At 73.7% G+C, this 22,066-nt stretch carries 21 protein-coding genes; 8 read left to right on the top strand and 13 right to left on the bottom strand.

Annotated elements, in window-relative coordinates:
• Window positions 1-2: 2 nt before the first annotated feature.
• The 4 genes from FHS34_RS32440 to FHS34_RS32425 all read right to left on the bottom strand — a co-directional run bounded on the left by FHS34_RS32440 (window position 3) and on the right by FHS34_RS32425 (window position 4,232).
• Window positions 3-623 (bottom strand): L-threonylcarbamoyladenylate synthase, encoded by a 621-nt coding sequence (locus FHS34_RS32440; protein WP_184972116.1) that lies wholly within the window; start codon window positions 621-623, stop codon window positions 3-5.
• Between the two features lie 373 nt (window positions 624-996).
• Window positions 997-2,235, bottom strand: a complete 1,239-nt coding sequence (locus tag FHS34_RS32435) for a serine hydrolase domain-containing protein (protein ID WP_184972114.1) — start codon at window positions 2,233-2,235, stop codon at window positions 997-999.
• Between the two features lie 136 nt (window positions 2,236-2,371).
• Window positions 2,372-2,839 (bottom strand): hypothetical protein, encoded by a 468-nt coding sequence (locus tag FHS34_RS32430; RefSeq protein ID WP_184972112.1) that lies wholly within the window; start codon window positions 2,837-2,839, stop codon window positions 2,372-2,374.
• A 289-nt stretch (window positions 2,840-3,128) separates the two neighbouring features.
• Complete coding sequence (locus tag FHS34_RS32425; protein WP_184972110.1) at window positions 3,129-4,232, bottom strand: PP2C family protein-serine/threonine phosphatase; 1,104 nt, start codon at window positions 4,230-4,232, stop codon at window positions 3,129-3,131.
• 369 nt (window positions 4,233-4,601) lie between these two features.
• On the opposite strand from FHS34_RS32425, the gene FHS34_RS32420 reads away from it, so the two are divergent.
• Window positions 4,602-5,510 (top strand): GNAT family N-acetyltransferase, encoded by a 909-nt coding sequence (locus FHS34_RS32420; RefSeq protein WP_184972108.1) that lies wholly within the window; start codon window positions 4,602-4,604, stop codon window positions 5,508-5,510.
• A gap of 302 nt (window positions 5,511-5,812) precedes the next feature.
• Here the strand turns inward: FHS34_RS32420 and FHS34_RS32415 are convergent, their stop codons facing one another.
• From FHS34_RS32415 to FHS34_RS32400, 4 genes are all read right to left on the bottom strand, one after another.
• Window positions 5,813-6,700 (bottom strand): Gfo/Idh/MocA family protein, encoded by an 888-nt coding sequence (locus FHS34_RS32415; protein WP_184972106.1) that lies wholly within the window; start codon window positions 6,698-6,700, stop codon window positions 5,813-5,815.
• Window positions 6,701-6,735: 35 nt separating this feature from the next.
• A complete protein-coding gene (tgmB, locus tag FHS34_RS32410; RefSeq protein ID WP_184972103.1) occupies window positions 6,736-7,719 on the bottom strand; it encodes an ATP-grasp ribosomal peptide maturase in 984 nt (327 codons plus the stop codon).
• Between the two features lie 17 nt (window positions 7,720-7,736).
• Window positions 7,737-7,928, bottom strand: coding sequence for a putative ATP-grasp-modified RiPP (gene tgmA / locus FHS34_RS32405; RefSeq protein WP_146468184.1), 192 nt, complete (start codon window positions 7,926-7,928; stop codon window positions 7,737-7,739).
• A gap of 156 nt (window positions 7,929-8,084) precedes the next feature.
• Entirely contained in the window at window positions 8,085-8,951 is an 867-nt protein-coding gene (locus FHS34_RS32400; RefSeq protein WP_184972102.1) for a fructosamine kinase family protein, read from the bottom strand.
• Window positions 8,952-9,138: 187 nt separating this feature from the next.
• On the opposite strand from FHS34_RS32400, the gene FHS34_RS32395 reads away from it, so the two are divergent.
• Window positions 9,139-9,849, top strand: a complete 711-nt coding sequence (locus FHS34_RS32395; RefSeq protein WP_225817661.1) for a cyclodityrosine synthase — start codon at window positions 9,139-9,141, stop codon at window positions 9,847-9,849.
• Window positions 9,846-11,057: a cytochrome P450 gene (locus FHS34_RS32390; RefSeq protein ID WP_308288318.1), complete on the top strand. Its 1,212-nt coding sequence runs from the start codon at window positions 9,846-9,848 to the stop codon at window positions 11,055-11,057. The genes FHS34_RS32395 and FHS34_RS32390 overlap by 4 nt, the downstream gene beginning before the upstream one ends.
• Window positions 11,058-11,359: 302 nt before the next feature.
• On the opposite strand, the gene FHS34_RS43555 is transcribed toward FHS34_RS32390, so the two are convergent.
• Window positions 11,360-12,238, bottom strand: coding sequence for an SCO6745 family protein (locus FHS34_RS43555; RefSeq protein ID WP_184972100.1), 879 nt, complete (start codon window positions 12,236-12,238; stop codon window positions 11,360-11,362).
• 277 nt (window positions 12,239-12,515) lie between these two features.
• Window positions 12,516-13,532: a Vgb family protein gene (locus FHS34_RS32380; protein WP_184972098.1), complete on the bottom strand. Its 1,017-nt coding sequence runs from the start codon at window positions 13,530-13,532 to the stop codon at window positions 12,516-12,518.
• 234 nt (window positions 13,533-13,766) lie between these two features.
• Between FHS34_RS32380 and FHS34_RS32375 the strand changes: the two genes are divergently transcribed.
• Both FHS34_RS32375 and FHS34_RS32370 read left to right on the top strand, forming a co-directional pair.
• Window positions 13,767-14,372, top strand: coding sequence for a hypothetical protein (locus FHS34_RS32375; RefSeq protein ID WP_184972096.1), 606 nt, complete (start codon window positions 13,767-13,769; stop codon window positions 14,370-14,372).
• A 151-nt stretch (window positions 14,373-14,523) separates the two neighbouring features.
• Window positions 14,524-15,171: a class F sortase gene (locus FHS34_RS32370; protein WP_184972094.1), complete on the top strand. Its 648-nt coding sequence runs from the start codon at window positions 14,524-14,526 to the stop codon at window positions 15,169-15,171.
• A 16-nt stretch (window positions 15,172-15,187) separates the two neighbouring features.
• Here FHS34_RS32370 and FHS34_RS32365 read toward each other — a convergent pair whose 3' ends face one another.
• The 3 genes from FHS34_RS32365 to FHS34_RS32355 all read right to left on the bottom strand — a co-directional run bounded on the left by FHS34_RS32365 (window position 15,188) and on the right by FHS34_RS32355 (window position 17,540).
• Window positions 15,188-16,354 (bottom strand): GDSL-type esterase/lipase family protein, encoded by a 1,167-nt coding sequence (locus FHS34_RS32365; RefSeq protein ID WP_184972092.1) that lies wholly within the window; start codon window positions 16,352-16,354, stop codon window positions 15,188-15,190.
• Window positions 16,355-16,387: 33 nt separating this feature from the next.
• On the bottom strand, window positions 16,388-16,960 hold the full coding sequence (locus tag FHS34_RS32360) for a TetR/AcrR family transcriptional regulator (RefSeq protein ID WP_184972090.1): 573 nt from the start codon (window positions 16,958-16,960) through the stop codon (window positions 16,388-16,390).
• Window positions 16,961-17,189: 229 nt separating this feature from the next.
• Window positions 17,190-17,540, bottom strand: a complete 351-nt coding sequence (locus tag FHS34_RS32355; RefSeq protein WP_184972088.1) for a winged helix-turn-helix transcriptional regulator — start codon at window positions 17,538-17,540, stop codon at window positions 17,190-17,192.
• Between the two features lie 79 nt (window positions 17,541-17,619).
• Here FHS34_RS32355 and FHS34_RS32350 point away from each other — a divergent pair, with 79 nt between their 5' ends.
• The 3 genes from FHS34_RS32350 to FHS34_RS32340 all read left to right on the top strand — a co-directional run bounded on the left by FHS34_RS32350 (window position 17,620) and on the right by FHS34_RS32340 (window position 22,023).
• Window positions 17,620-18,507, top strand: coding sequence for an NAD(P)-dependent oxidoreductase (locus FHS34_RS32350; protein WP_184972086.1), 888 nt, complete (start codon window positions 17,620-17,622; stop codon window positions 18,505-18,507).
• Window positions 18,508-18,764: 257 nt separating this feature from the next.
• Window positions 18,765-19,718 carry a LysR family transcriptional regulator gene (locus FHS34_RS32345; RefSeq protein ID WP_184972084.1) on the top strand — a complete coding sequence of 318 codons (954 nt, stop codon included), beginning with the start codon at window positions 18,765-18,767 and terminating at the stop codon, window positions 19,716-19,718.
• Between the two features lie 340 nt (window positions 19,719-20,058).
• Entirely contained in the window at window positions 20,059-22,023 is a 1,965-nt protein-coding gene (locus FHS34_RS32340; RefSeq protein WP_184972082.1) for a collagenase, read from the top strand.
• The last annotated feature ends 43 nt before the right edge of the window (window positions 22,024-22,066 follow it).

The raw sequence follows: 22,066 nt of genomic DNA, 5'->3' as shown, positions 1-22,066 counted from the left end.
GCTCACTCGAAGCGGGTGGTGTCCCCGGCGCCCCGCCGGACGATCTCCGCTTCCCCGCTCGAGAAGTCGACCACCGTCGTCGGCTCGGTGCCGCAGTCGCCCGAGTCCACCACGGCGTCCACCACGTGGTCGAGCCGGTCCTTGATCTCCCAGCCCTGGGTCAGCGGCTCACCCTCGTCCGGCAGCAGCAGCGTGCTGGACAGCAACGGCTCGCCCAGCTCCGCCAACAGCGCCTGGGTGACCACGTGGTCGGGGATGCGCACGCCCACGGTCTTCTTCTTCGGGTGCAGCAGCTTGCGCGGCACCTCGCGGGTGGCGGGCAGGATGAACGTGTAGCTGCCGGGCGTCGACGCCTTCACGGCCCGGAACACGTCGTTGTCCACGCGTACGAACTGGCCGAGCTGCGCGAAGTCACGGCACATCAGCGTGAAGTGGTGCCGGTCGTCCAGCCGGCGGATGGAGCGGATCCGGTCCATGCCGTCCCGGCTGCCCAGCCGGCAGCCCAGCGCGTAACAGGAGTCGGTCGGGTATGCGATGAGCGCTTCCGAACGCACCGCGTCGGCGATCTGCGCGATGCTGCGCGACTGCGGGTTCTCGGGGTGCACGTCGAAGTACTTCGCCACGCGTCGAGCTTATGCCCCTCCGCCCGCCGCACGCGCACCGCACGCGCCCATACGTCCCCACGGCCCCGAATCGGCGCGGGCCCCGACGTCCCGCACCCCCGCTGCGGCGTGCCCCGCGGCCCACGCCGGCCCGCCCGGAAACTCGTGTGCGTACCTCGCGTATTCCAGGGCATCCGACCTCTGAGCCGCCCGGGGCCGTCCCCCCGCCCCCGGGCGCGGCGTCTCCGCCGGCGGCCACTCCCCCCCCAGGCCGCCGGCGGAGCCATGTCAGGCGGCACCGGAAGCGCGGCAGCCGGCGGGATCGGGGCGGCACCGGCGGGCGCGCCGGCCGGCGTGGGACCGGGGGAGCGGGGGAGCCGGCCGGGCCGGCTCGTCACCTGGCCGCGGGCGCGGCGGGCAGGTTGAATACGTGCCGGGGCGAGATGATCTTCGTGATGGCCTCACCGAGCAGGGTGCTGGGTTCGTTGTGGTCGTGGTCGATGTCGGTGTTGAGCAGCACCACGACGGTCGTCCGGGTCGCCGGGAGGTAGATCGTCAGCGACTCGTAGCCGGGCAGGGAACCGTTGTGGCCGATCCACCCCTGCACATTGAAGATGCCCAGCCCGTATCCGGCACCCGGGATCGGCGTCGCCGGGGTGACGAGGCGCTGCCTCTGCAGGTCCGCGGTGATCATCCGCTTGCCGTCGGGCAGTTCCCCGGTGGCGACCGTGGGCGCCCAGACCCGCAGGTCGTCCAGGGTGGAGATCATCGCCCCGGCGGCCCAGCCCCAGGACGGGTTCCAGCCCGCGGTCTCGGCGACCTTGCCGTCGGCCGTCTGGTCGGTGTAGCCCTGCGCGTGCGGCCGGGGGAACTCGCTGCCGTCGGGGAAGAGCGTGTCCCTCATCCCGGCCGGATCGAGGATGTGCCGCTTGATGTAGTCGCCGAGGCGCTGACCGCTCTCCTTCTCCACGACCAGGCCGAGCAGGATCAGATTGGTGTTGGAGTAGTCGAACTTCCGGCCCGGCGGGAACAGCACCGGGTGCCTGAAGGCGTAGCCGAGCAGCTCCCGCGGGGTGAAGGGGCGCCGGGGGTCGGACGTCAGGGCCTTGAAGAAGCCTTCGTCCTCCGAGTAGTTGAACAGCCCGCTGCGCATCCCGGCCAGTTGCCGCAGCGTGATCCGGTCGCCGTTCGGCACGCCGTCGACGTACTTGCCGATCGGGTCGTCCAGGCCGACCTTGCCCCGGCCGGCCAGTTGCAGCAGCGCGGTGACGGTGAACGTCTTCGTCTCGCTGCCGATCCGCGTGTACAGGTCCGGGGTCATCTTCCGGCCGCTCGCCCTGTCGGCGACCCCGAACGAACGGACGTAGCTCTGCTGGCCCGGCGTCCAGACGCCGACGGTCACGCCCGGCACGTTCGCCTCGCGCATCACCCGCTGGATCGCCTCGTCGAGTTGGGCCGCCACGGCGGGCGAGGCGGTGCGGATCTCCGGCCCCGACGAGGGGCTGGGCGTACCGGAGCCGAAGGCGGCCGGTACCGCGGGCGGTGCCGCCCCTGCCGTCAGCGGTACGAGCAGGGAGCTCGTCAGCACGGCGACCATGGCTCCCCGGCGCAGGCGTGCGGACGTAGGCGACATGGGCTGGCTCCAAGCACGTGAGGGACGGCCGTGTGCCGGCCGGACGTCGGGGCCCGGACCTCCCCAGGATAGGAGCGCCGGTCCGGCGTCGCGCGCCGGACGACCGGCGGCCGCCGCCCGGCCACCGCGTTCCGCGCTACTGCCCGCACAGCGGCGCGAGCACCGCCAGCGTCCCGTTGGCCTGCCGCAACGCCTCCTCCAGGGAGCCGGGAGAATGGAGCGCGCCGCTGCCGTCGGGCGGCACGAGCCACTCCAGGGAGCGGGCGGGCCGGTACGGAGGCGGCACGGCGACCCAGGACCCCTTGGTCGCGTACCGCAGGCCGGCGCCCACCCAGCCCCCCGACGGGTCCGGCGGCAGGAAGAACCCGACCCGCCCGGCCGCCGTGTCCACCAGCGTCGGCCCCGGCACCGGCAGGGCCGGCTGCCACAGCAGGTCCAGGGTGAGCAGGCCGAGGCGGTCGGGGACGCTCAGCACGTCCCAGTACCGGCCCGCCTCCAGCAGCGCGGTGCCCTCGCCGTGATCCCACTCCCGTTTGCAGGCGCGCGGGTCGGCCGACGCCGCGGCCAGCCACTCCACGCCCCGCATCCACATCGTGTTCGTCATGCACTGCTCCGGGTGTCCTCGCTCGCCTGCCTCAGCGCAGGGAAAGGCCATGACCGGGCACTTCGTGCGCGTGCACACCAACCCGGCATATGCATGGTTGTAGATATTTCTACGCGACGGAAGGGGTGGCGCACCCTGGCGTTTGTGGCGGGACGTTCGAACTCCGTCTAACGGTTCGTCAGTTGGAGCAGAGGGATGTGTCACCCGTACGTGAGCGCGGGCGCCGGTTCCGGGCGTCGTCCCCTGGAGGCGGACGCCGGGCGAGCGCGGCGTGTCCGTCGGAGCGGGCTCAGGTGCCGGGCGGCTCGGGGGCCAGCACCAGCATGGTGGCGTCGTCGCGGACCCGGTAGCGCAGCCGCAGCAGGTCCTCCCACACCGCGGCGGGCAGCTCGGCGGACGGGGTGGCGGCCAGGGTGGCCAGCCGGCGCGGCAGCGGATAGAAGGCGTCGCCGGCGTCCCGCGCCTCCCACACCCCGTCGGAGGCGAGGAACAGCCGGTCGCCCGGACGGAGCGCCACGGTGACCTCCTTCGGCGGTTCGACGCCGACGAGCCCGATGCCCAGCGGCGGACCGGGCGCGACGGACACCTCCCGGGCCTCGTGCTCGCCCAGCAGGACCGGCGCGGGATGACCGCAGGCCAGCACCCGCACCGTGGCCGCGTCGGCGAACTCCACCAGCAGGGCCGTCGCGAACAGTTCCGCGTGCCGGGCGTCCACCGAGTCCACCGACAGCCGGCGGTCGAGCCGGGCCGCCACCGACTCCAGGTCCGGCTGGTCCAGGGCGGCCTCCCGGAACGCCCCCAGCAGCGACACCACCGTGGCGACCGCCCGCAGGCCGTGCCCCTGCACATCGCCCATCACCGCGCGCACGCCGTACGGCCCCGCCCGTACGTCGAAGAAGTCGCCGCCCACCAGCGTCCCGTCCTGCGCGGCCCGGTAGTAGGTCGCGCACCGGACCCGTCCGACCCGGTCCGGCAGCGGCGGCAGCACGGCCCGCTGCACCGCCTCGCCGATCGCCCGCTCCGTGTGCAGCTGGGCGTCCCGGTGGCTGCGCACATAGGACACGAACACGCTCAGCGCGACCACGAACACGATGGTGAGCAGGTCGGTGTTCCCGGGGCGGTTCAGATGCGCGGCCGGCACGTTCAGCACGATGACCACGCCCAGGCCGAGCAGCCCGGTCGTCACCGGGCCGTACGACAGGACCGCCAGCGGCGGGATCGCGCCCAGCAGGAAACCGAGGTCGTGCGCATGGGGCGTGATCAGTGTGGCCGTGCCCACGGCCACGAGCAGGAACACGGGCAGCACGCGTACCCACCACGGCGGCGGCGCGCCCCGCAGCCAGCCGCGATGCTCCCGGTGCCCGCGCGACGGCCAGTCGCGCACCGATCCCACATCCCCAAGCTACGCCGCCGCCGAGGCCCCGCACCCCATGGAAAAGCCGCTGGCCCGCCCCACGGGGAAGCCGGTGGCACGCCCACGGGAAAGCGGGTGACGCGTTCTACGGGAAAGCCGGTGACGCGCCCCACGGGGGAGCCGGTGACACGGCCCGAGGAGATGCCGGCGGTCTCCGCGGATAAACCGGTGGCCGGCCGCCCGGCCGCCCGTCTAAGCTCAGCGCACCACGCCCGAAGCGGACGGAAGAAGGAGGCGAGCGTCATGCAGCACACCCTCAGTCAGCGCTCCCCCCTCCCCGTGCCGCGGGCGTGTCACGTCTGATCCGACCGGGAGCGCCGCACACCGTACGCGAACCCGGAGGAAACCTTGACCGACCTGGTCATCCGCACGCTCGACGAGAGCAGTGCCCACCTTTTCGCCACCATGCCCGACCCGCTGGCCTTCGGTGAGAAGCACCGGCGGACCCGCTTCCGCCCCGACTGGCAGCGCATCGCCCTGCGCGACGGCCGTACCGTGGCCCGCGCCGCCTGGTGGGGCAGGCCCGAGGACACCGAGCCGCTCGTGATCAACTGGCTCGACGTGGCCGAGGGCGAGGAGGAGGCCGGAGCCCAGCTGCTGCGGACCGCGCCCTGGCAGCCCGACGAGATCGACTTCGACCTGCCCACCGGATGGCGCGACGACCCGCACCGGCGTGCCGCCGTCGCCACCCGTGACGCCGCCGCGCGCGGGGCCGGCTACGAACCGCTCACCGAGCGCTTCCTGTACCGGTGGACCCCGGACCACGGGCTCCCCGAGCGGCCCGGACGTCTGGTCTTCGAGGGTGAACCCGACGACGCCGTCTTCCACGACCTGCTGTGCCGCATCCACTCCGTCACCCTGGACGCCCACGCCCGCCGGGCGATCGCGGAGGGCGGAGTGGACCAGGCGGCGCGGGAGGAACTCGAGATCTTCCACTGGATGCCGTCCCCGCGCAGCTGGTGGCAGATCGCCCGCACCCCCGAGGGGGAGCCGGTCGGCATCCATGTCCCCGCCCGCAATCCCGGCGGACCGTGCGTCGGCTTCATCGGCGTGGTGCCCGAACAGCGCGGCCACGGGTACGCCTACGACCTGCTCGTCGAGTGCACCCACCACCTGGTCGAACACGGCGCCGAGTTCATCGCCGCCGCCACCGACCAGGGGAACACCCCGATGGCCGCGCACTTCGCCAGGGCGGGCTATCCGGTCGTACGGGAGCGCGTGAACTACTGGGCCACCCGCGCCGCCGGCCGTGACTGAGGCGCGGCTGGCGCCGTAGCCGGTGCGCCAGGGGGTACGCGGTGGACCGGGGCCCACCTCCGGCCCACGCCCACCACCGCGTACCCCGTCCGCCTCTTCCGGCCCGGGCATCGGCCCCGCTCGGTCCCGGTCCCGGTCTTGGCCCCTGCTCGGTCCCGGTCCCGGTCCCGGTCCCGGCCCCTGCTCAGTCTCGGCCCCGGCTCGGTCCCGGTCCCTGCTCGGCCCCGCCGGCGTCCGGCCCGGCCCCGCCGGGGCTCGGATCCGTCCGGACCGGCCGCGGTCACGGCCGGTCCCGGGCCGGTCTACTCGGTGCCGCCGGCCAGCCGGGCCTCCGCCGTGGCCAGGATCTCGGTGATCCGGAGGCCGAACGCGGCGTCGCAGGAGTGCCGGCGGCCCGTGCGGGCGGCCCGCACCAGCGCGTCGGCGGCCCGGACCAGCGCCGGAACCGCTCCCTCCGAGCTCCCCGGCAGGACCGACACGCCCGCCTCACCGCGCAGCTCCACATCGGCCCCGGCCGCCGCCGGCGGCGCCGTCAGGCTCAGCGTGAGCGTGCTCGACGCGCCGGTGGCGTGGTCGAGCACCAGATGGACGGTGTCCGCGGGACCGTGCGCCGCCGCCACAACCTGCCGTACGTCGCCGAGGACCGGCAGCAGGACCGACAGGGCGTGCGGGCCGACGTCCCACAGCGCGCCCTTCTCCCGCCGCCACGGCGAGGCCGCGAACGGGCTGTCGCTCGTGAACACCGCCCCCAGCCACTGCGCACGCGCCGTGAACCAGCCCGCCACGGCGGCCTGCTCCTCGATCCACGCCTCCGGCTCCTTCTGGAAGCGCGCGGTGCAGAACACCACGGACGCCACCCCGGCCCGCTCCACCGCCTCCACCACGGCCCGTCCGCCGGCGACCGACACCGCCAGCGGCTTGTCCAGCAGCAGATGACGGCCCGCCGCGGCCGCCCGCACGGCCGTCTCGGCCTGCACGGACGGCGGCAGGGCCACCGCCACCGCGTCCACGTCGGCCAGCAGCGCGTCCACGTCGGCGTAAGCGACGACGTCGTACTGCTCCGCCAGCGACGTGGCCGCCTCCGGCCTGCGCCCCCACACCCCGGCGAACTCCAGGCCGGTGTGCCCGGCGAGCGCCGGGGCGTACGCGGCCCTCGCCCACGGGCCCGTTCCCAGCAGTCCGATGCGCATGTCGCGTTCCTTTCTCAGAGCCGTTCCCCGCGCCTTCACGATGCTGCGCTCCGGTCGCCCTCCGCGCACCTGTCGCCCGAACTTCCGTGCCCGGCGAGCCAGTCGGCGATGGTGGCGGCGATCGGCTGGCCGGTGTCCATCTCGACGAACCCGAACTGACCCGACTGGTTGCACTCCAGGAACCACCAGATGCCGTCGGCGTCCTCCGCGAAGTCGAAGGCGCCGTAGGCCAGTTCCGCCCCGGCCATGTAGCGCAGTACGCCCTCGGCGACGCGCGGCGGCACCTCGGCGGGCAGCCAGGGCGAGACCGAGGGGGCGAAGCGGACGTCCACGTCGTCCGGGTGGCCGTCCGGGGCGACGGGCTTGCGCGCGGCCAGCAGGGTGCCGCCGACGACGGTGAGCCGGATGTCGGCCCGCTTGGCGACCCGCCGTTGCAGCAGGGTCGGCCCGTAGGCCACCGCGGCAAAGTCGGCGTCCGGCGCGACGCGGCTGGTGGGCACCGCCCGGGGCGGCTCCTGCGGATGCGCCCCGGAGACGGGCTTGACCACCAGGTCCGGGAAGCGTTCCGCGAACTCCCGTGCCGCCTGCGGGAACGTCGTGATGAGGGTGGCCGGCACCGCGAGGCCGCTGCCCTGCGCCAGATGCAGTTGCCAGGGCTTGTGCCGGGCGCGGCGGGCGGCGTCCGGATGGTTCATCCAGCGGGCGGCGGTGCTGCGCAGCAGGCCGTACAGCGCCTGCGAGGACTCCTCCGTGAGCCAGGCGGACGGCTGGGCGGCGCGGGCGGCCGGGGCGCCGGGCCTGCGCACCCAGACGGAACGCACGCCGTTGACGCTCACCAGGCGCCCGCCGACGGACAGATGCCCCCGGGAGGTGCCCTGTATGTACTCGCCCGAAAGGGCGACCCCGTTGGTCAGATCCGCGGGGTCGAGCCGGACGACGGGCACGCCGGCCTCGCGCAGCCGGAGGACCACCATGTCCGCCGTCACGTCTTCCTGGCTGGTCAGGATGAGCACGGTCATCTTTCGAAGCCCGCGTCTCAGTCGTCGAAGTGCGTCTTGGAACCGGCGGTCGACGTCGTGGTTCCGAGAGCTCTCAGGGTCGCGTGGTCGGTGGCGGCGATACGCCCGTCCGGGAGGACGTTCAACTGCAGTCCGGAGTCGTACGCGTACGGAACGGTGACGTCCAACTGCACAGCGGGCCGCGCGTAGTTGAGCGTGAACGGTTGCATTGGTCTCTCCCTGATTAGGCTTTCACGTCCTTATACGAATCGAACGGGTGATTGGTTTCCTTACGCTGCGTAATCATCGTCCGGGGCGGGGCCGTTCGGGCGTCGGCTGGAAGGACGCCCGCGGCGGCCGCCAGGCTGCGCGCCGGTGCCGCCGTCTCACCCTGTGAGCACCTTCCGGGCCGCGTCGAGCGCCTGTTCGGCGTACCCGCGCCCGAACAGCATCACGTGCACCAGCAACGGGAAGAGCTGGTGCAGCGCGACCCGGTCCCGCCAGCCGTCGGCCAGGGGTGCCGCCTGCCGGTAGCCGGCGAGCACCCGGTCGAGATGCGGGCAGCCGAACAGCTGGAGCATGGCCAGATCGGTCTCGCGGTGTCCGCCGTGCGCGGCCGGGTCGATGAGCCGGACCTCACCGTCGGCGCCCCACAGTACGTTCCCGTTCCACAGGTCGCCGTGCAGCCGGGCGGGTGGCTCGGCCGGGCCCGCCAGCCCGGGCAGCCGCGCGCAGGCCCGCTCGAACACGGCCGCCTCGGCCGCAAGGAGCGTGCCGCGGTCGACCGCGCCGCGCACATAGGGCAGCACACGGTGCTCGGCGTACCAGCGGGGCCAGTCGGTGCCCGGCGCGTTGCGCATGGGGGCGAGGCCGATGTAGGCGTCCTGCGGCCCGTCGGGCGGCGGGGCCCCGAAATGAGCCGCGCCGGCCGCGTGCAAGGCGGCCAGGGCCTGGCCGAAACGCATCGCTGCCTCGGGGTCGGGGGATGCCGTCGGCACCCGCTCGATCACCATCCAGCGCTCGTCGTGCCCGAGCACCGCCGGCACCCGGACCGCGTCCGCGGCGGCCAGCCAGCGCAGTCCCGCCACCTCGGCGCGGACCGCCCCCGGACCGTCGCCCCGCTTGACCATCACCGGTGTGTCACCGTCCAGCACTACTTCCGCGGGTGTGCCCGACGACCGCCGGGCTCCGGTGACCCGGCGTCCGGTGAGCCGGGACGCCGCCTCTCCTGGATCCTCTTGTCGGTTGACCACGGCCCCAGCGTACGGGCCGCAAGGGGGGCCCTCCGTAAGGCACTTCAACCATTGATACGACGGATTTCAGCCAAACATAGGCAGTTACTACCCGTGGTGATCCAGTGCGACTAGCGTGAGGGCGCCGCGTGGCCACACCGGGGGCACTGGGCCCCGCAGGGACTAGCGCGCGGCGGAGGATTCCCCCGTGACCACAGCATCCGTGCTGATGGCCGACGTCTTCGAAGTCCAGCCGTACACCTCCCACTGCGAGGTCATCCTCAGTGAGGGCGCACACGCCGTGATCGGTGTGTCCCCGGGCAACAGCTACTTCTCCGCCCGGCGCCTGCACGACCTCGCCCGCTGGGGGCTGGACCACTTCGACCGGGTCGACTTCGTCTACACCGACCTGTACGTCGCCGAGATGTACGAGGCCTCCGGCTACCCGCCGGACGAGGCCCACCGCAAGGCCGTCAAGAACCTGCGCGGGGTCCGCGCCAAGGTCCGTGACGCGGTCTCGGCGGCCGACCCGGACGGCACCCGGCTGGACTGGCATCCGATGTCGGAGTTCCGCACCAACCCCGCATACCAGGAGATCCACCGGCACCTGAAGACGCGGCTGCTCTCCGACGGTGCCTTCCGTGCCGTCTGCGAGGCGCTGGTGAATCGTTTCCTCACAGCGCGTGGCGAGACCCCCAGCGAGCGGCAGCGCGCCGTGTGCCTGGAGTACGTGTGCGCAGAGGCCCCGTTGTTCCTGGACACCCCGGCCATTCTCGGTGTGCCCTCCTCACTCAACTGCTACCACCAACTCCTGCCGATGGCCGAGCTGTTGTACTCCCGCGGTGCCGGTCTGCGCGCCTCCCGCAACCAGGGCCACGCCATCGTCACCCCCGCCGTCCTCGAAGGAGCCGCGCTGTGATCACCATTCCCGGCACCCGCACCGACCACCCCCCTTTGCCCGACTTCCCGTTCTCCTGGGACGGCACCCGGGTGCCCGCCGAGGTCGCGGAACTGCGCGCCGCCACCCCCGTGCGGCGGGTGCGGACCATCGCCGGGGACGAGGCCTGGCTGGTGGCGTCGTACGAGCTGTGCGCGCAGGTCCTCAAGGACGACCGGTTCTCCCTCAAGGACACGTCCGCGCCCGGCGTTCCCCGGCAGTACGCGCTCACGATCCCGCCCGAGGTCGTGAACAACATGGGCAACATCACCGGGGCGGGGCTGCGCCGCGCGGTGATGAAGGCGCTCAACCCCAAGGCGCCGGGCCTCGCGGAGTGGCTGCGCGCCGAGGCCCACCGCCTGGTGGACCTGCTCGTCGCCGAGGGGCCGACGGCCGACCTGCGCGGGGCCTTCTGCGAGCCGTACTCGGCCGGGATGCACTGCCGCATCCTCGGCATCCCGCAGACCGAGGCCCCGGCCTTCCTGCGCAGCCTGGACATCGCCTTCATGAACTCCCCGTGCCCGATCACCGGCGCGCGGGTCAACTGGGACCGGGACATCAGCCGGATGACGGCCCTGCTCGACGACCCGGCCACGCACGGCCTGATGGGCGAACTGGCCGCCCTGCGCGACGACCCCGACTACGCGCACCTCACCGACGAGATGCTGGCCACCGTCGGCGTCACCCTGTTCGGCGCCGGCGTCATCTCCACCTCGGGCTTCCTCGCCATGGCCCTGGTCTACCTGCTCACCCACCCCATCGCCCGCGACCTGCTGAGGGACCGCCCCGAGCTGATCGGACCGGGCGTGGAGGAACTGCTGCGGGTCAACCTCTCCATCGGCGACGCCCTGCCCCGCCTCGCCCTGGAGGACGTACGCCTCGGCGACGTCGGCATCCGCGCGGGCGAACTCGTCCTCGTCCTGGTGGAGGGAGCCAACCTCGACCCGGAGAAGTTCCCCGACCCGCACCGTTTCGACGTCCACCGCGACAACACCGCCGACCACCTCTCCTTCGGCGGCGGCGCCCACTACTGCCCCGCGACCGCCCTCGGCCGTACGCACGCCCGCATCGCCCTGGAGGTCCTGCTCGACCGCCTGCCGGAGCTGGCGCTCGCCGTCCCGACGGGACAACTCGTCTGGCGCACCGGCTTCATGAAGCGGATCCCCGAGCGGCTCCCGGTGGCCTGGTAACCCGCGGCACCCCGCCACCCGTACGGCGCCCCGGCCCGGCACCCCGGGCGGGGCCGCCCGCAGGCCACGAGCCTGGCCGATGAGCCCTCCCCGGCCGATGAGCCCCCGTCGGCCACCGGGATCCCCTCACCTGCCGACGCCCCTCCGGCGGGGGACGCCCCTCACCTGCCGACGCCCCTTCGGTGGGGGACGTCCCCTGAGCGGGTGGGAATCCTCCGGCAACCGGAGTCCCCCGGGCGGCCGACGGACCCTCAGGGGGCGCGCCCGGGGCGGCCGAGGCCCAGCCCGGCGGGGGAGGGGCCTCAGCGTCCGGCCGGGTACGACCCCCGGGTCAGCCCCACCGGATTCCCCGGCGGCAGCAGCTCCGCCTCCTCCACCGCGCGGGCCAGCGGCTCCAGCAGGGTGGCCAGGCGCTCGCTGCGCTCGCCGCCCAGCGCCGTCCACGGTCCCTCGGCCGCCGCGTCGGTCAGCGCCTCGGCCTCCGCGCGCACGGCCAGCCCCGCGGCCGTGAGCGATCCGTCCGCCCCGAGCCGGCCGTCCGCGCGCAGCCGCGCCTCGGCCGCGGCCCAGTCCGCCTCCGGCCACTTCCGGGTCTCACGGAGAAAGGCCCCGTCGGACTCGCCGGCCGCCGCCTTGAGCACCATGGCCTCGACCGGCCCGAGCCCCAGGCTCACCAGCACCGCCACATGGGAGTCCCCCCGGTGCTCGCGCAGGGTCGTCAGCCCCTGCCACAGACGCGCGGCCGGCCGGTCCGGGCGCTCCAGCGCCTGGTTGGCGGCGGCCAGCACCCGGCCCGTGGTGTCCGCGGCCGCTGCGGCCTCCCAGGCCAGGTCCGCGGCCTCCGCGAACGCGGCGGAACCCACGGTGTCCGCCCCGAACAGCCGCGTCATCGCCGCCTCCATCGCCTCCCGCCGGGCCGCCAGCGCGTCCGCCGGCGCGGCGTACGCCCAGGCGTCCGGCAGGGCACGGGCCACGCGCGAGGGATGGAAGACGTAGAAACAGCTCGTCACCACGGCGGGGTGCGCGGCGCCGAGCGGGGCGGCGCGCAGCGCGAAGTAGCCCATCCAGAACCCGCGCAGCCCGAGGCCGTCCGCCGCCCGGCGGGCCTCCGGCGCGAAGTAGACGAGATCGTGCACCGGCTCGTACCGCTCCCACAGGGCCCGTGCCCTCGTGTCCGTCACCGTTTCCTCCCACCGCGTCCGCCTGCCGGACCGTCGGCACCAGCCTGCTTTATGACGGCTGTCATAACAAGGGGCCGGCGGTGACGACCAGCCAGGCCGCCGATCGCGCTTCCGGAGACATCCGCGGTGCCGGCTTCGGGAGATCGGCGTGGCAGGTGGTGCCGGGGCCGAGCTCCGGGGCACGCCGACTCGCCCCGGCCCCGCGTGGAGCGGGGTCTGCGCGAGGGCGGCCGGCACGGTCACGGCGAGGCGGCCGTCGCGCCGGACGGGCCCGGCCTCACCCGGCGCCGGCCCGGACCCGGCCGACGGCGTTGCCGAGCAGTTCCGTGAACCACACCGCCGGGCCGGGCCCGGCCGTCAGCCCCATGGGCACCTTGTCGGCACCGTCCGGCACCGGGAAGACGGTGACCGTGCCGGTCGCGGAGATCCGCCCGATGAGGCCGGTCCGGTCGGCGTACCAGACGTCGCCGTCCGGCCCGCGCGTGATGCCGCCCGGCAGGCTGTCCGCGCCGGGCAGCGGGAACCGGGTGAGGTGCCCGAGGCGGTCGATCCGGTAGGCCGCGTGCCGGCCGGACGCGGTGAGCCACATGCCGCCCGGCCCGTTGGTGATCCCGGCCGGGAAGCCGGCGCCGCCGGGCAGCGGGAACTCGGCGATGCGCCCGTCGGCGGTGATCCGCCCGACCTTGCCGCCGCCCAACTCGGTGAACCACAGGGCGCCGTCCTCGCCCGCCGCGATGGAGTGGGGAGAGGCGTCCGGGGTGGGCACCGGGTACTCGGTGATCCGGCCCGTGGCCGTGATCCGGCCGACCCGGTTGCCGGTCGCCTCGGTGAACCACAGGGCCCGGTCCGGGCCGAGCGCGATCCCCACCGGGGCGCTGCCGGCCGTGGGCAGCGGGAACTCGGTGAGCCCGCCGGCGGGGGTGAGGCGCCCGATCCGGCCGGCGGTGGTCTCGGTGAACCACAGGGCCCCGTCCGGTCCCTGGACGATATCGGCCGGCCCGGTGTCCGGGCCGGAGGTCGGGAAGTCGGTGACCGTGCCGTCGGCCGTCACCCGCCCGATACGGCCCGCTCCGTGCTCCGCGAACCACAGCGCGCCGTCCGGGCCGCCGGTGATGCCGGCGGGAGCGGCTCCGGCCACCGTGGTCACCGGATACTCCGTCACCGGCCCCGGCCCCGGGCCCGCACCCGCCCCCGCGAGGGCCGGGACGGAGACCGCGGCGACGGCGGCCAGGGCGGCGGCCCACGCGGCCGGCAGCCGCCGGGCGCCCGGTCCGCGGACGGGGTTCGCGGGCATGGGCACTCCTCGCTCACGACTCGGTCACTCGGGCAGCTGTACGGCCGCTTCGGCGATTGGACCGTACGAGGGGCCCCGAAGCGGGCGCGCTGGGGCAGACGGGTGGCGTGGTGACACGGCTGGGCGGCCCGGATGGTGGGAGACAGGGGCCTCACTGACGGTGGTTCATGTCGAGGCCGGGTCCATCCAGCTGATGAGGTATCCGCTGCCCGGTCACGGCGGAAGGACATCACTATGCGCTCTGCCCGCACGCTCCTGGCGACGGCGGCCGCCGCGGCCGCCCTCGCCTTTGCGACGCCCGCCGCCGCGTTCGCAGTTCCGGCCGAGCACGACGGCGGCCGTGACGACTCCTCCTACAGCAAGGAGCACGACAGCGACTCCGGCCGCGGCAAGGGATCCGACAGCGACAACGACAGCGACAACGACAACGACTACGGCAACAAGCGCGACGGCGGTGGGGAACACGACGGACCGCGTGGCGGAATGCACACGGGTGGCGGAGCGCTCGCCGCGGTGCGCAGCGACGAGTGGGGCGGGGAGGACGACAGCCGGTTCGACCCCGAGAGCTACCGGGACAAGGAGCGGGACGGCGGCGGCGAGGAAAAGGGTGAGAAGGGCGAGAAGGGTGAGAAGGGTGAGAAGGGTGGCAGGGGTGACAAGGGGGACAAGAGCGAGTGGGGTGGTGACGACGAGCACGAGAAGCCGCGCGGCGGCATGCACACCGGCGGCGGCGCGCTCGCCACGCCCGGTGTCACCGCGGGCGGTCTCGCCGTGCTGGCCGTAGGCGCCGCCGGTGCCTACGCGCTGCGCCGCAAGAAGGCCGGGGCGCCGGCGTCCTGACGGGCCACTGTGTCGCAGGGGCTGCGGACGCCGCCGACGCGCCGGCCGTGTCGGCGGGCCGCGCCCCCTGCGCCCCGGGCCGCCCGGCCCCGGCTCCGTCTCTTCCCTGCCCCGATCCCCGTGCTGCCGTGACCGAGTGAGGTGGTGTCCGATGGCAGCAGAACCCTCCTCGACCCCCGCGGACTCCGCCCGCGGCGGCCGGCTGACGCTGTGGGGTGTGGCGGCCGTCTTCCTGGCGGTCAGCCTGTTCGGCGGTCATCACCAGTCGGACGACGAGCCGCAGACGCACCGGGCCTCGGGCGCCGGTGCCGCCGCGTCGGCCGAACCGCCGGGGACCGACGGGGAACTTCCCCGGTCCGCGCCGACACGCCTGCTCATTCCCAAGATCGCGGTGAACGCCCCCTTCACCACCCTGACCATCGGCGACTCGGGCCAGCTGCAGCCCCCGCCCGCCGGCGACACCAATCTCGTGGGCTGGTACGCCGACGGCGTCGCGCCCGGCGAGAAGGGCACCGCGATCATCGCCGGGCACGTCGACACGGTGACCTCGGCGGCCGTCTTCGCCAACCTCGACGAGCTGGAGCCCGGCGACCGGTTCTCGGTGGAGCGGTCCGACGGGAGCACGGCGGACTTCGTCGTGGACGACGCCGAGACCTTCGCGAAGGAGGACTTCCCCAGCGAGCGGGTGTACGAGGACGCCTCGCGACCGGAGGTCCGGCTCATCACCTGCGCCGGGGACTACGACCACACGGCGCGGGACTACACCGACAACCTGGTCGTCTTCGCCCACCTGGTGTGAGCCGGCGCGCCCGCGGTCAGCCGGCGCGGTGCGCGAAGGCGCCGCCCGCCGCGAACGCCAGCGCGGCGAACCGCTCGCCGATCCGGCGGTGTCCGGCGGTGTCCGGGTGGAGACCGTCGGGCAGCGGCAGTTCGGCACAGTCGGCCTCGCCGTACAGCTCCCGGCCGTCGAGGTGGTGCAGGGCCGGGTCCTCGGCCGACCGCTCGCGTACGATCCGGGCCAGCTCCTCCCGGATGACCCTCAGGGTGAGCTTCCCGCCCGCCCGCTCGGCCGGATCCCCGGTGGCCCGGTACCGCACGCGGCCCTCGGCGAGTGCGGCCGGGTCCATGCCGGTGGGGCCGGGGGTGTCCTCGTGCATCGGGCACAGCACCGGTGAGACGACGAGCAGCGGGGCGTCGGGGTGGCCCTCACGGATGGTGTCGAGGAAGCCGTGCACCGCGGGGCCGAAGGCGCGCAGCCGCATCAGGTCGGTGTTGACCAGGTTGATGCCGAGCTTGACGCTGATCAGGTCGGCCGGGGTGTCGCGCAGGGCACGGGCGGTGAACGGATCGAGCAGCGCGCTGCCGCCCAGTCCGAGGTTGATCAGCTCCACCCGGCCCAGGGACGCCGCGAGCGCCGGCCAGGTGGTGGTGGGGGTGGCCGCGTCGGAGCCGTGGCTGAGCGAACTGCCGTGGTGCAGCCACACCCTGCGGCCCCGGTCCGGCACGGGTTCGACGGGGGCGTCGGTGCGCAGCGCGACGAGTTCGGTCGTCTCGTTGTGCGGCAGCCAGATCTCCACGTCCTTGGCGGTGTCCGGCAGGCCGGTGAAGCGCACGGTGCCGACCGGGCCGGTCCGGTGCTCGGCGGCGCCCGTGGCCAGGTCGATGGTGAGGGTGCTGCCCTCGGTGAGGGAGGCGCTGCCGGCCGGGCGTCCGTCGACGAGCAGGTCGTAGACGCCGTCCGGGCGGGGCGGCACGCCGGGGTAGACCCGCTTGATCGGCAGGGTGTCCAGCTCGACGGTGGTGGCGCGGGTGCGGAAGGCCAGGCGGACGCCGGAGGGCTGGGCCTCCATCAGGGCCAGCTGGGGATCGGCGCACTGGGCGCGGGCCCGGGCGGGCAGCCGGTGCGGCAGCAGGCCGTGCGCGGTGCGCTCCAGTTCGAGGGCGCCGCGGATCAGGTCGGCGGTGAGGGGTGTGGTGTGCATCGTGTCCGTCTGCGTTTCTGGAGGAGGTGCGTCTCAAGGGTGCGCGGGCCAGTTGCGCAGCAGGGAGTCGAGGGCGTCCAGGATCCGCGTCCACGACTCCTGGGAGTCCGGCGCGCTGTGGCTGAAGCCGCCGGCCGTCTCCAGGCTGACGTAGCCGTGGAAGACGCTGCCGAGGAGCCGGACCGCGTGGGTCTGGTCCGGTTCGGACAGGTCGTAGCCGCGCAGGATCGCCCGGGTCAGCTGAGCGATCCGCACCCCCGCGCTGCCGGCGGCCGTCTCGGAGTCCAGTGGGTGCCGGGCGGCCGTGTAGCGGCCGGGGTGCGCGCGGGCGTAGTCCCGGTAGACGTTCGCGAAGGCGCCGAGGGCGTCCTTCCCGGACCGGCCGGCCAGTGCCTCGGCGGCCCGGTCGGCCAGCTCCTCCAGGGCGAGCAGCGCGATCCGCGTCTTCAGGTCCTGCGAGTTCCTCAGGTGCGAGTACAGGCTCGCGACCTTGACGTCGAAGCGCCGGGCCAGCGCGGAGGCGGTGACCTGGTCGAAGCCGACCTCGTCGGCCAGCTCCGCACCGGCCCGGACCAGGCGTTCGGTGGTCAGCCCCGCACGCGCCATCGTTACGTCTCCCCTCTGCCGTAAACGATTATGCAGCTTCCTAAACCTTTTAGGCAAATGATGGTTTCTCTTAGGTTCGCGTGCGGACGCCACAGCACCCCGCCCGCCCCGACGGCCGTCGAACACCCACTTATTTGTGGGTACTTGGCAGGGCCGTCCGGGCGGGAGAGGCTGTTTGTCGAGGTCAGGGGCTGCCGGGAGACGGACGGGAGGTGACGGCGGCCCCGCGTCAGGACGCCGCTTCGCGCTCGCGGAGCAGGTCCAGACGGCGGTGGCCCCACTGGGCCACGGGGTCCAGCGCCGTGGCCAGGTCACGGCCGAACGCGGTCAGCGAGTACACGGTCTTCGGCGGCAGCACGTCGTGCGCCTCCCGGTGCACCACGCCGTCCTCCGCCATCTCGCGCAGCGCCTGGGTCAGGACCTTCTCGGTCAGCCCCGGCAGCCGGCGGCGCAGTTCGCCGGGGCGCTGCGGGCCGGACTCCAGCAGCCACAGCAGCGATGTCTTCCACTTGCCCTCGATCACGGCTATCGCGGCGGTCACTCCGCAGACGTTCGGGTCCTGGGCACGGCTGCGCGTCATCGTCGACCTCTTCGGTTTCCCCCGCGGCCGTCCGGCCGCGCTTCATCGGCACACATTGATCACGTACGGGAGTTGCAACATGTCCACAGAGCTGAATCTTCCTGCCGTCACCGTGCTGGGACTCGGTCCCATGGGCCGCTCGCTGGCGCACGCGTTCCTCGCGGCCGGCGCGCGGACCACGGTGTGGAACCGCACGCCCGGTAAGGACCGGGAGCTGACCGAGCGGGGGGCGGCCGGCGCCGCGACGGCCGAGGAGGCGGTGTCCGCGTCGGAGCTGACCGTCGTCTGCGTGGTCAACTACGACGCCTCGGACGCCATCCTGCGCGCTGACGACGTCACCCGCGCGCTGAAGGGCCGTACCGTCGTGAACCTGACCGCCGACACCCCGGGCCGGGCCCGGGACACCGCACAGTGGGCCGCCGCCCACGGCATCGATTACCTGGACGGGGCGATCATGACGCCGGCCCCCAGCATCGGCACCCCGGAGGCCGTCTTCCTGCACAGCGGTCCGAGCGGCCTCTACGCACGCCATCTGCCGGTGCTGGAGCTGCTCGGCGGGACGCACACCCACCTGGGCGAGGAGACCGGGCGCGCGGCCACCTTCGACATCGCGCTGCTCGACATCTTCTGGACCGCGATGGCGGGCTACGCGCACGCCGTGGCGATCGCCCGGGCGGAGGGCGTCACCGCCCGGGAACTGGCCCCCCTCGCGCAGGGCATCGCCGCGATCCTGCCGCCGCTGTTCGAGGGGTTCGCGGCGGACGCCGACAGCGGCACCTACTCCGGGGAGATCAACCCCATCACCTCGGCCGTCTCCACCATGGCCCATGTCGTGGAGGTCTCCGAGTCCCACGGCATCGACGCGGGCGTGATGCGGGCCGTGGAGGGCATGGCCCGCCGCGTCATCGGCCTCGGCCACGGCACGGACGGGTTCATCCGGGTCGCGGAGATGCTGGGCCGCCACTGAGTCGGGACCCGGGACCGGCCCGCCGTCCTCCGCGCACCCTCGCCCGGGTGCCGCTCCCGCGGCCGACAGGACCGCCGCACCCTGGCGGACCTGCGACTTGTGCCGGACAGAACGCCATGGAACGCTTCGGTCCGCCGGTCGTGGCCACGACCGGCGCGGGCGGCGGAGGCCGAGCCCGGACGGGCGCGGACCAGGGCGGCGGACGGGGCGCGGACCGGGGTGCCGGGCGTCCGCGGGAACGGACGGGGAGTGGGCCGATGGAGCTGGAGCTGCGGCATCTGCGGGTGCTGTGCGCGATCGCGGACGCGGGCAGTGTGGGCCGCGCCGCCGCGCAGCTGGGCTACTCGCAGCCCGCCGTGAGCACCCAGCTCCGGCGCATCGAACGGCATCTGGGCGAGCCGCTCTTCGAGCGCGGACCGAGCGGGGTCCGGCCGACCCGGTACGGCGCCGAGGTCGTCGAGCAGGCCCGGGACGTCCTGGTGCGGGCCGCCGCGATCGGGCACCGCCCGGCCGCCGCCCGCCCCCGCCGCACCCTGCGGGTGGCCGCGACGAACTCGCCCATGCTGTCCGGCACCGTCTCCCGCGTCCGCGCGCGGCTGCCGGAACTGACGATCGCCGTCACCAGCGTCTACTCCTCCTCACGGATCGTGGAACTGCTGGAGGAGGGCGCGGTGGACGCCGCCATCGCCGCCGACTATCCGGGGATGGAACTGCGGCACTCCACCGCCGTACGGCACCGGGGGATCGTCACCGAGCCCACCTTCGTCGCCCTTCCCTCCCGGCACCGGCTCCGGCAGAGCCCCCAGGTGCAGCTGGCCGACCTCGCCGAGGACGCCTGGTTCGTGACCCCGGACGACGGCGCCGGCTGGCCGGGGGTGTTCTACGACGCCTGTGCGGCGGCCGGGTTCACACCGGTCACCGTGCACGAGTGGCTCGGCGACCAGACCCAGCTGCAGAGCATGATCGCCGACGGTCTCGGCGTGTCCCTCGTGCAGCCGACGCTGCGGCCGATCCCGCACGTCGTGGTCAAACCGCTGGCTGGCTCCCCGCTGTGGTGCCGCTATGTGCTGGCCTGGCGGACGGAGACCGTCACCGACGACGTCGTGGAGACGGTGGTCCGCTCCGCCACGGACGCGTACCGCGATCTCGTCGCCCAGGCCCCGCACCTGCGCACCTGGGCGTCACGCACCTGGAGCGTCGCCGGGGCGTAGGACACCCCAGCCGCGTTCCGGTTCCCGGGGCCCGCGCCAGGTTGACGGCATCGCGTGGGTGGACGTCCCGGCCCCGTAGGAGACGATGTTCGTCAACTGCTGCACGCCCGGCACGACGTTCGCGGTGACGGGCCCGTGGCGCGGGTAGCCGGCGCACAGCCGTGACCATGCCGGGGCGCATGCCCGCGCCCCGGCATCAAGGGCGGTACCGGCGGGATGTTATGAGCCCGCAGTGCCATGTGCTATGTCACACGGCATTGTTGGGCGGGTGGCGCGCTGAGACAGTGCCTCACACGCCTCAACACCCCACAGAGGCGCATCCCTTCGTGGAGGACTCCCGATGCGCTATCGCTTCGCGCTGCCCGGACGCCTGCCGAGAGGCAGGGCCGGCCGCATCGTCGGCGCCGCGGCCGTCTGCCTCGGCCTGGCCGGCCTGCCGGTCACGCCCGCGCAGGCGGCGCCGCAGCCGCCCACCCGCACGGCCACCGCACCCCGTACGCACCTCCCCGTCCCGTCGCCGGCCGCCGCGTCCACCGCGGCCACCGAGCGCCCTGCCGCCCGGGCCGAGCGGCTCAACCCGGTGCAACTCCCGCCACAGGCACCGACGTTCGGTCGGCCGACGGTCAGCCGGCCGTCGGCCGGATCCGTGGCGAAGACGGCCTCCTGCACCCCGGCCGATTTCGGCAGCCGTACCGGCTCCGCCCTCGTCTCCTACGTCAAGGCCGCGACCCCGGACTGCGTCAACACCCTTTTCTCCGTCAGCGGCACCGACGCGCGCGACGTCTTCCGCCAGGCCCAGATGCTGACCGTCGCGAACGCGTTCACCCGCACGGCCGGGCAGTACCGCGGCGACAACGCCGGCAGCCTGCTGCAGTTGGTCCTTTTCCTGCGCGCCGGCTACTACGTGCAGTTCAACCACCCCGGTGACGTGGGCCCGTACACCTCCCGGCTCACCACCGCCGTCACGAGCGGCATGGACGCCTTCTTCGCCCGCTCCCACTCCCGGGACGTCACGGCGGCCAACGGCGACATCCTCGGCGAGACCGTGATCCTCACCGACAGCGCCGACCAGCAGGGCCGCTACCTGTACGTCTACCGGCGGCTGCTGAACGACTACGACAGTTCGTACGACTCCGTGAACAGCATGGTCAGGGCGGTCAACGACGTCTACACGCCGCTGTGGCGGGGCAACTGGAACCCGGCGTACGTCCAGGCGGTGGCGGCCGACCCGCGCGTCATCGACACGCTGTACGACTTCGCGCTGGCCAACACCGACCAGCTCGGCACCGACCTGGCCTTCCTGGACTCCAACGCCGGTATGAACGTAGCCCGTTACGTCGAGCACCCCGAACTACGGGACACCGCACAGCCGTTGGCCAAGGACCTGCTGGACCGCACCGCGATCACCGGCCCGACGGCCGGGCTGTGGGTGGCGGTGGCCACGCAGGCCGCCTACTACGACAGCGCCGACTGCGCGTACTACGACGTCTGCGACCTGCCGGCGAAGCTCGACCGGGCCGTCCTGCCCGTCACCCACCGCTGCGACGCGAACGTCACCGTCCGCGCCCAGGCTCTGACCACCGCCGAACTCGACGCCGCCTGCGCCAGTGTGCTCGGCCAGGACGCCTACTTCCGCTCGGTCGTACGGGCCGGCGGCGCGATACCCGGCCAGTACGCCTCCACCCTCCGGCTGGTGGTCTTCGCCGACCGCGCCGACTACCAGATGTACGCCGGCGCGATGTACGGCATCAGCACCGACAACGGCGGGATGACGCTGGGCGGAGACCCGTCGGACCCGGCCAACCAGCCGATGTCCGTCATGTACCGGAAGGACTACGACGACGGCTTCCCGGCCCGGATATGGAACCTCAACCACGAGTACACGCACTTCCTGGACGGCCGCGACGACATGAAGGGCGACTTCGGCCGGCAGATCTCCGTACCGGACGTGTGGTGGATCGAGGGCGTCGCCGAGTACGTGTCCTACGGCTACCGCGGGCTCGCCGACGACCAGGCGGTCCAGCAGGCCGGCAAGCACACGTACCGGCTGAGCACCCTGTTCGAGAACACCTACGACAACAGCGACGTGACCCGCACCTACCCCTGGGGCTATCTCGCCGTGCGCTACATGATTGAGCGGCACCCCGACGACGTCCAGCGCATGCTCGCCCGCTTCCGCACCGGTGACTACGCCGGCGGATACGCCGTCTACCACGACGGCATCGGCACCCGCTACGACGCCGACTTCGACCAGTGGCTCACGGCGTGCGCCGCGGGCGCCTGCGCCAGGCCGGCCGCGGCCTGACGCAAGCGCCTCGACACGACGGCCGCCGACCGGGATCCCGGTC

This window comes from Streptomyces echinatus, assembly GCF_014203595.1.
Taxonomy (GTDB): Bacteria; Actinomycetota; Actinomycetes; order Streptomycetales; family Streptomycetaceae; genus Streptomyces; species Streptomyces echinatus.
This window is presented reverse-complemented; position numbering and strand designations above follow the sequence as displayed.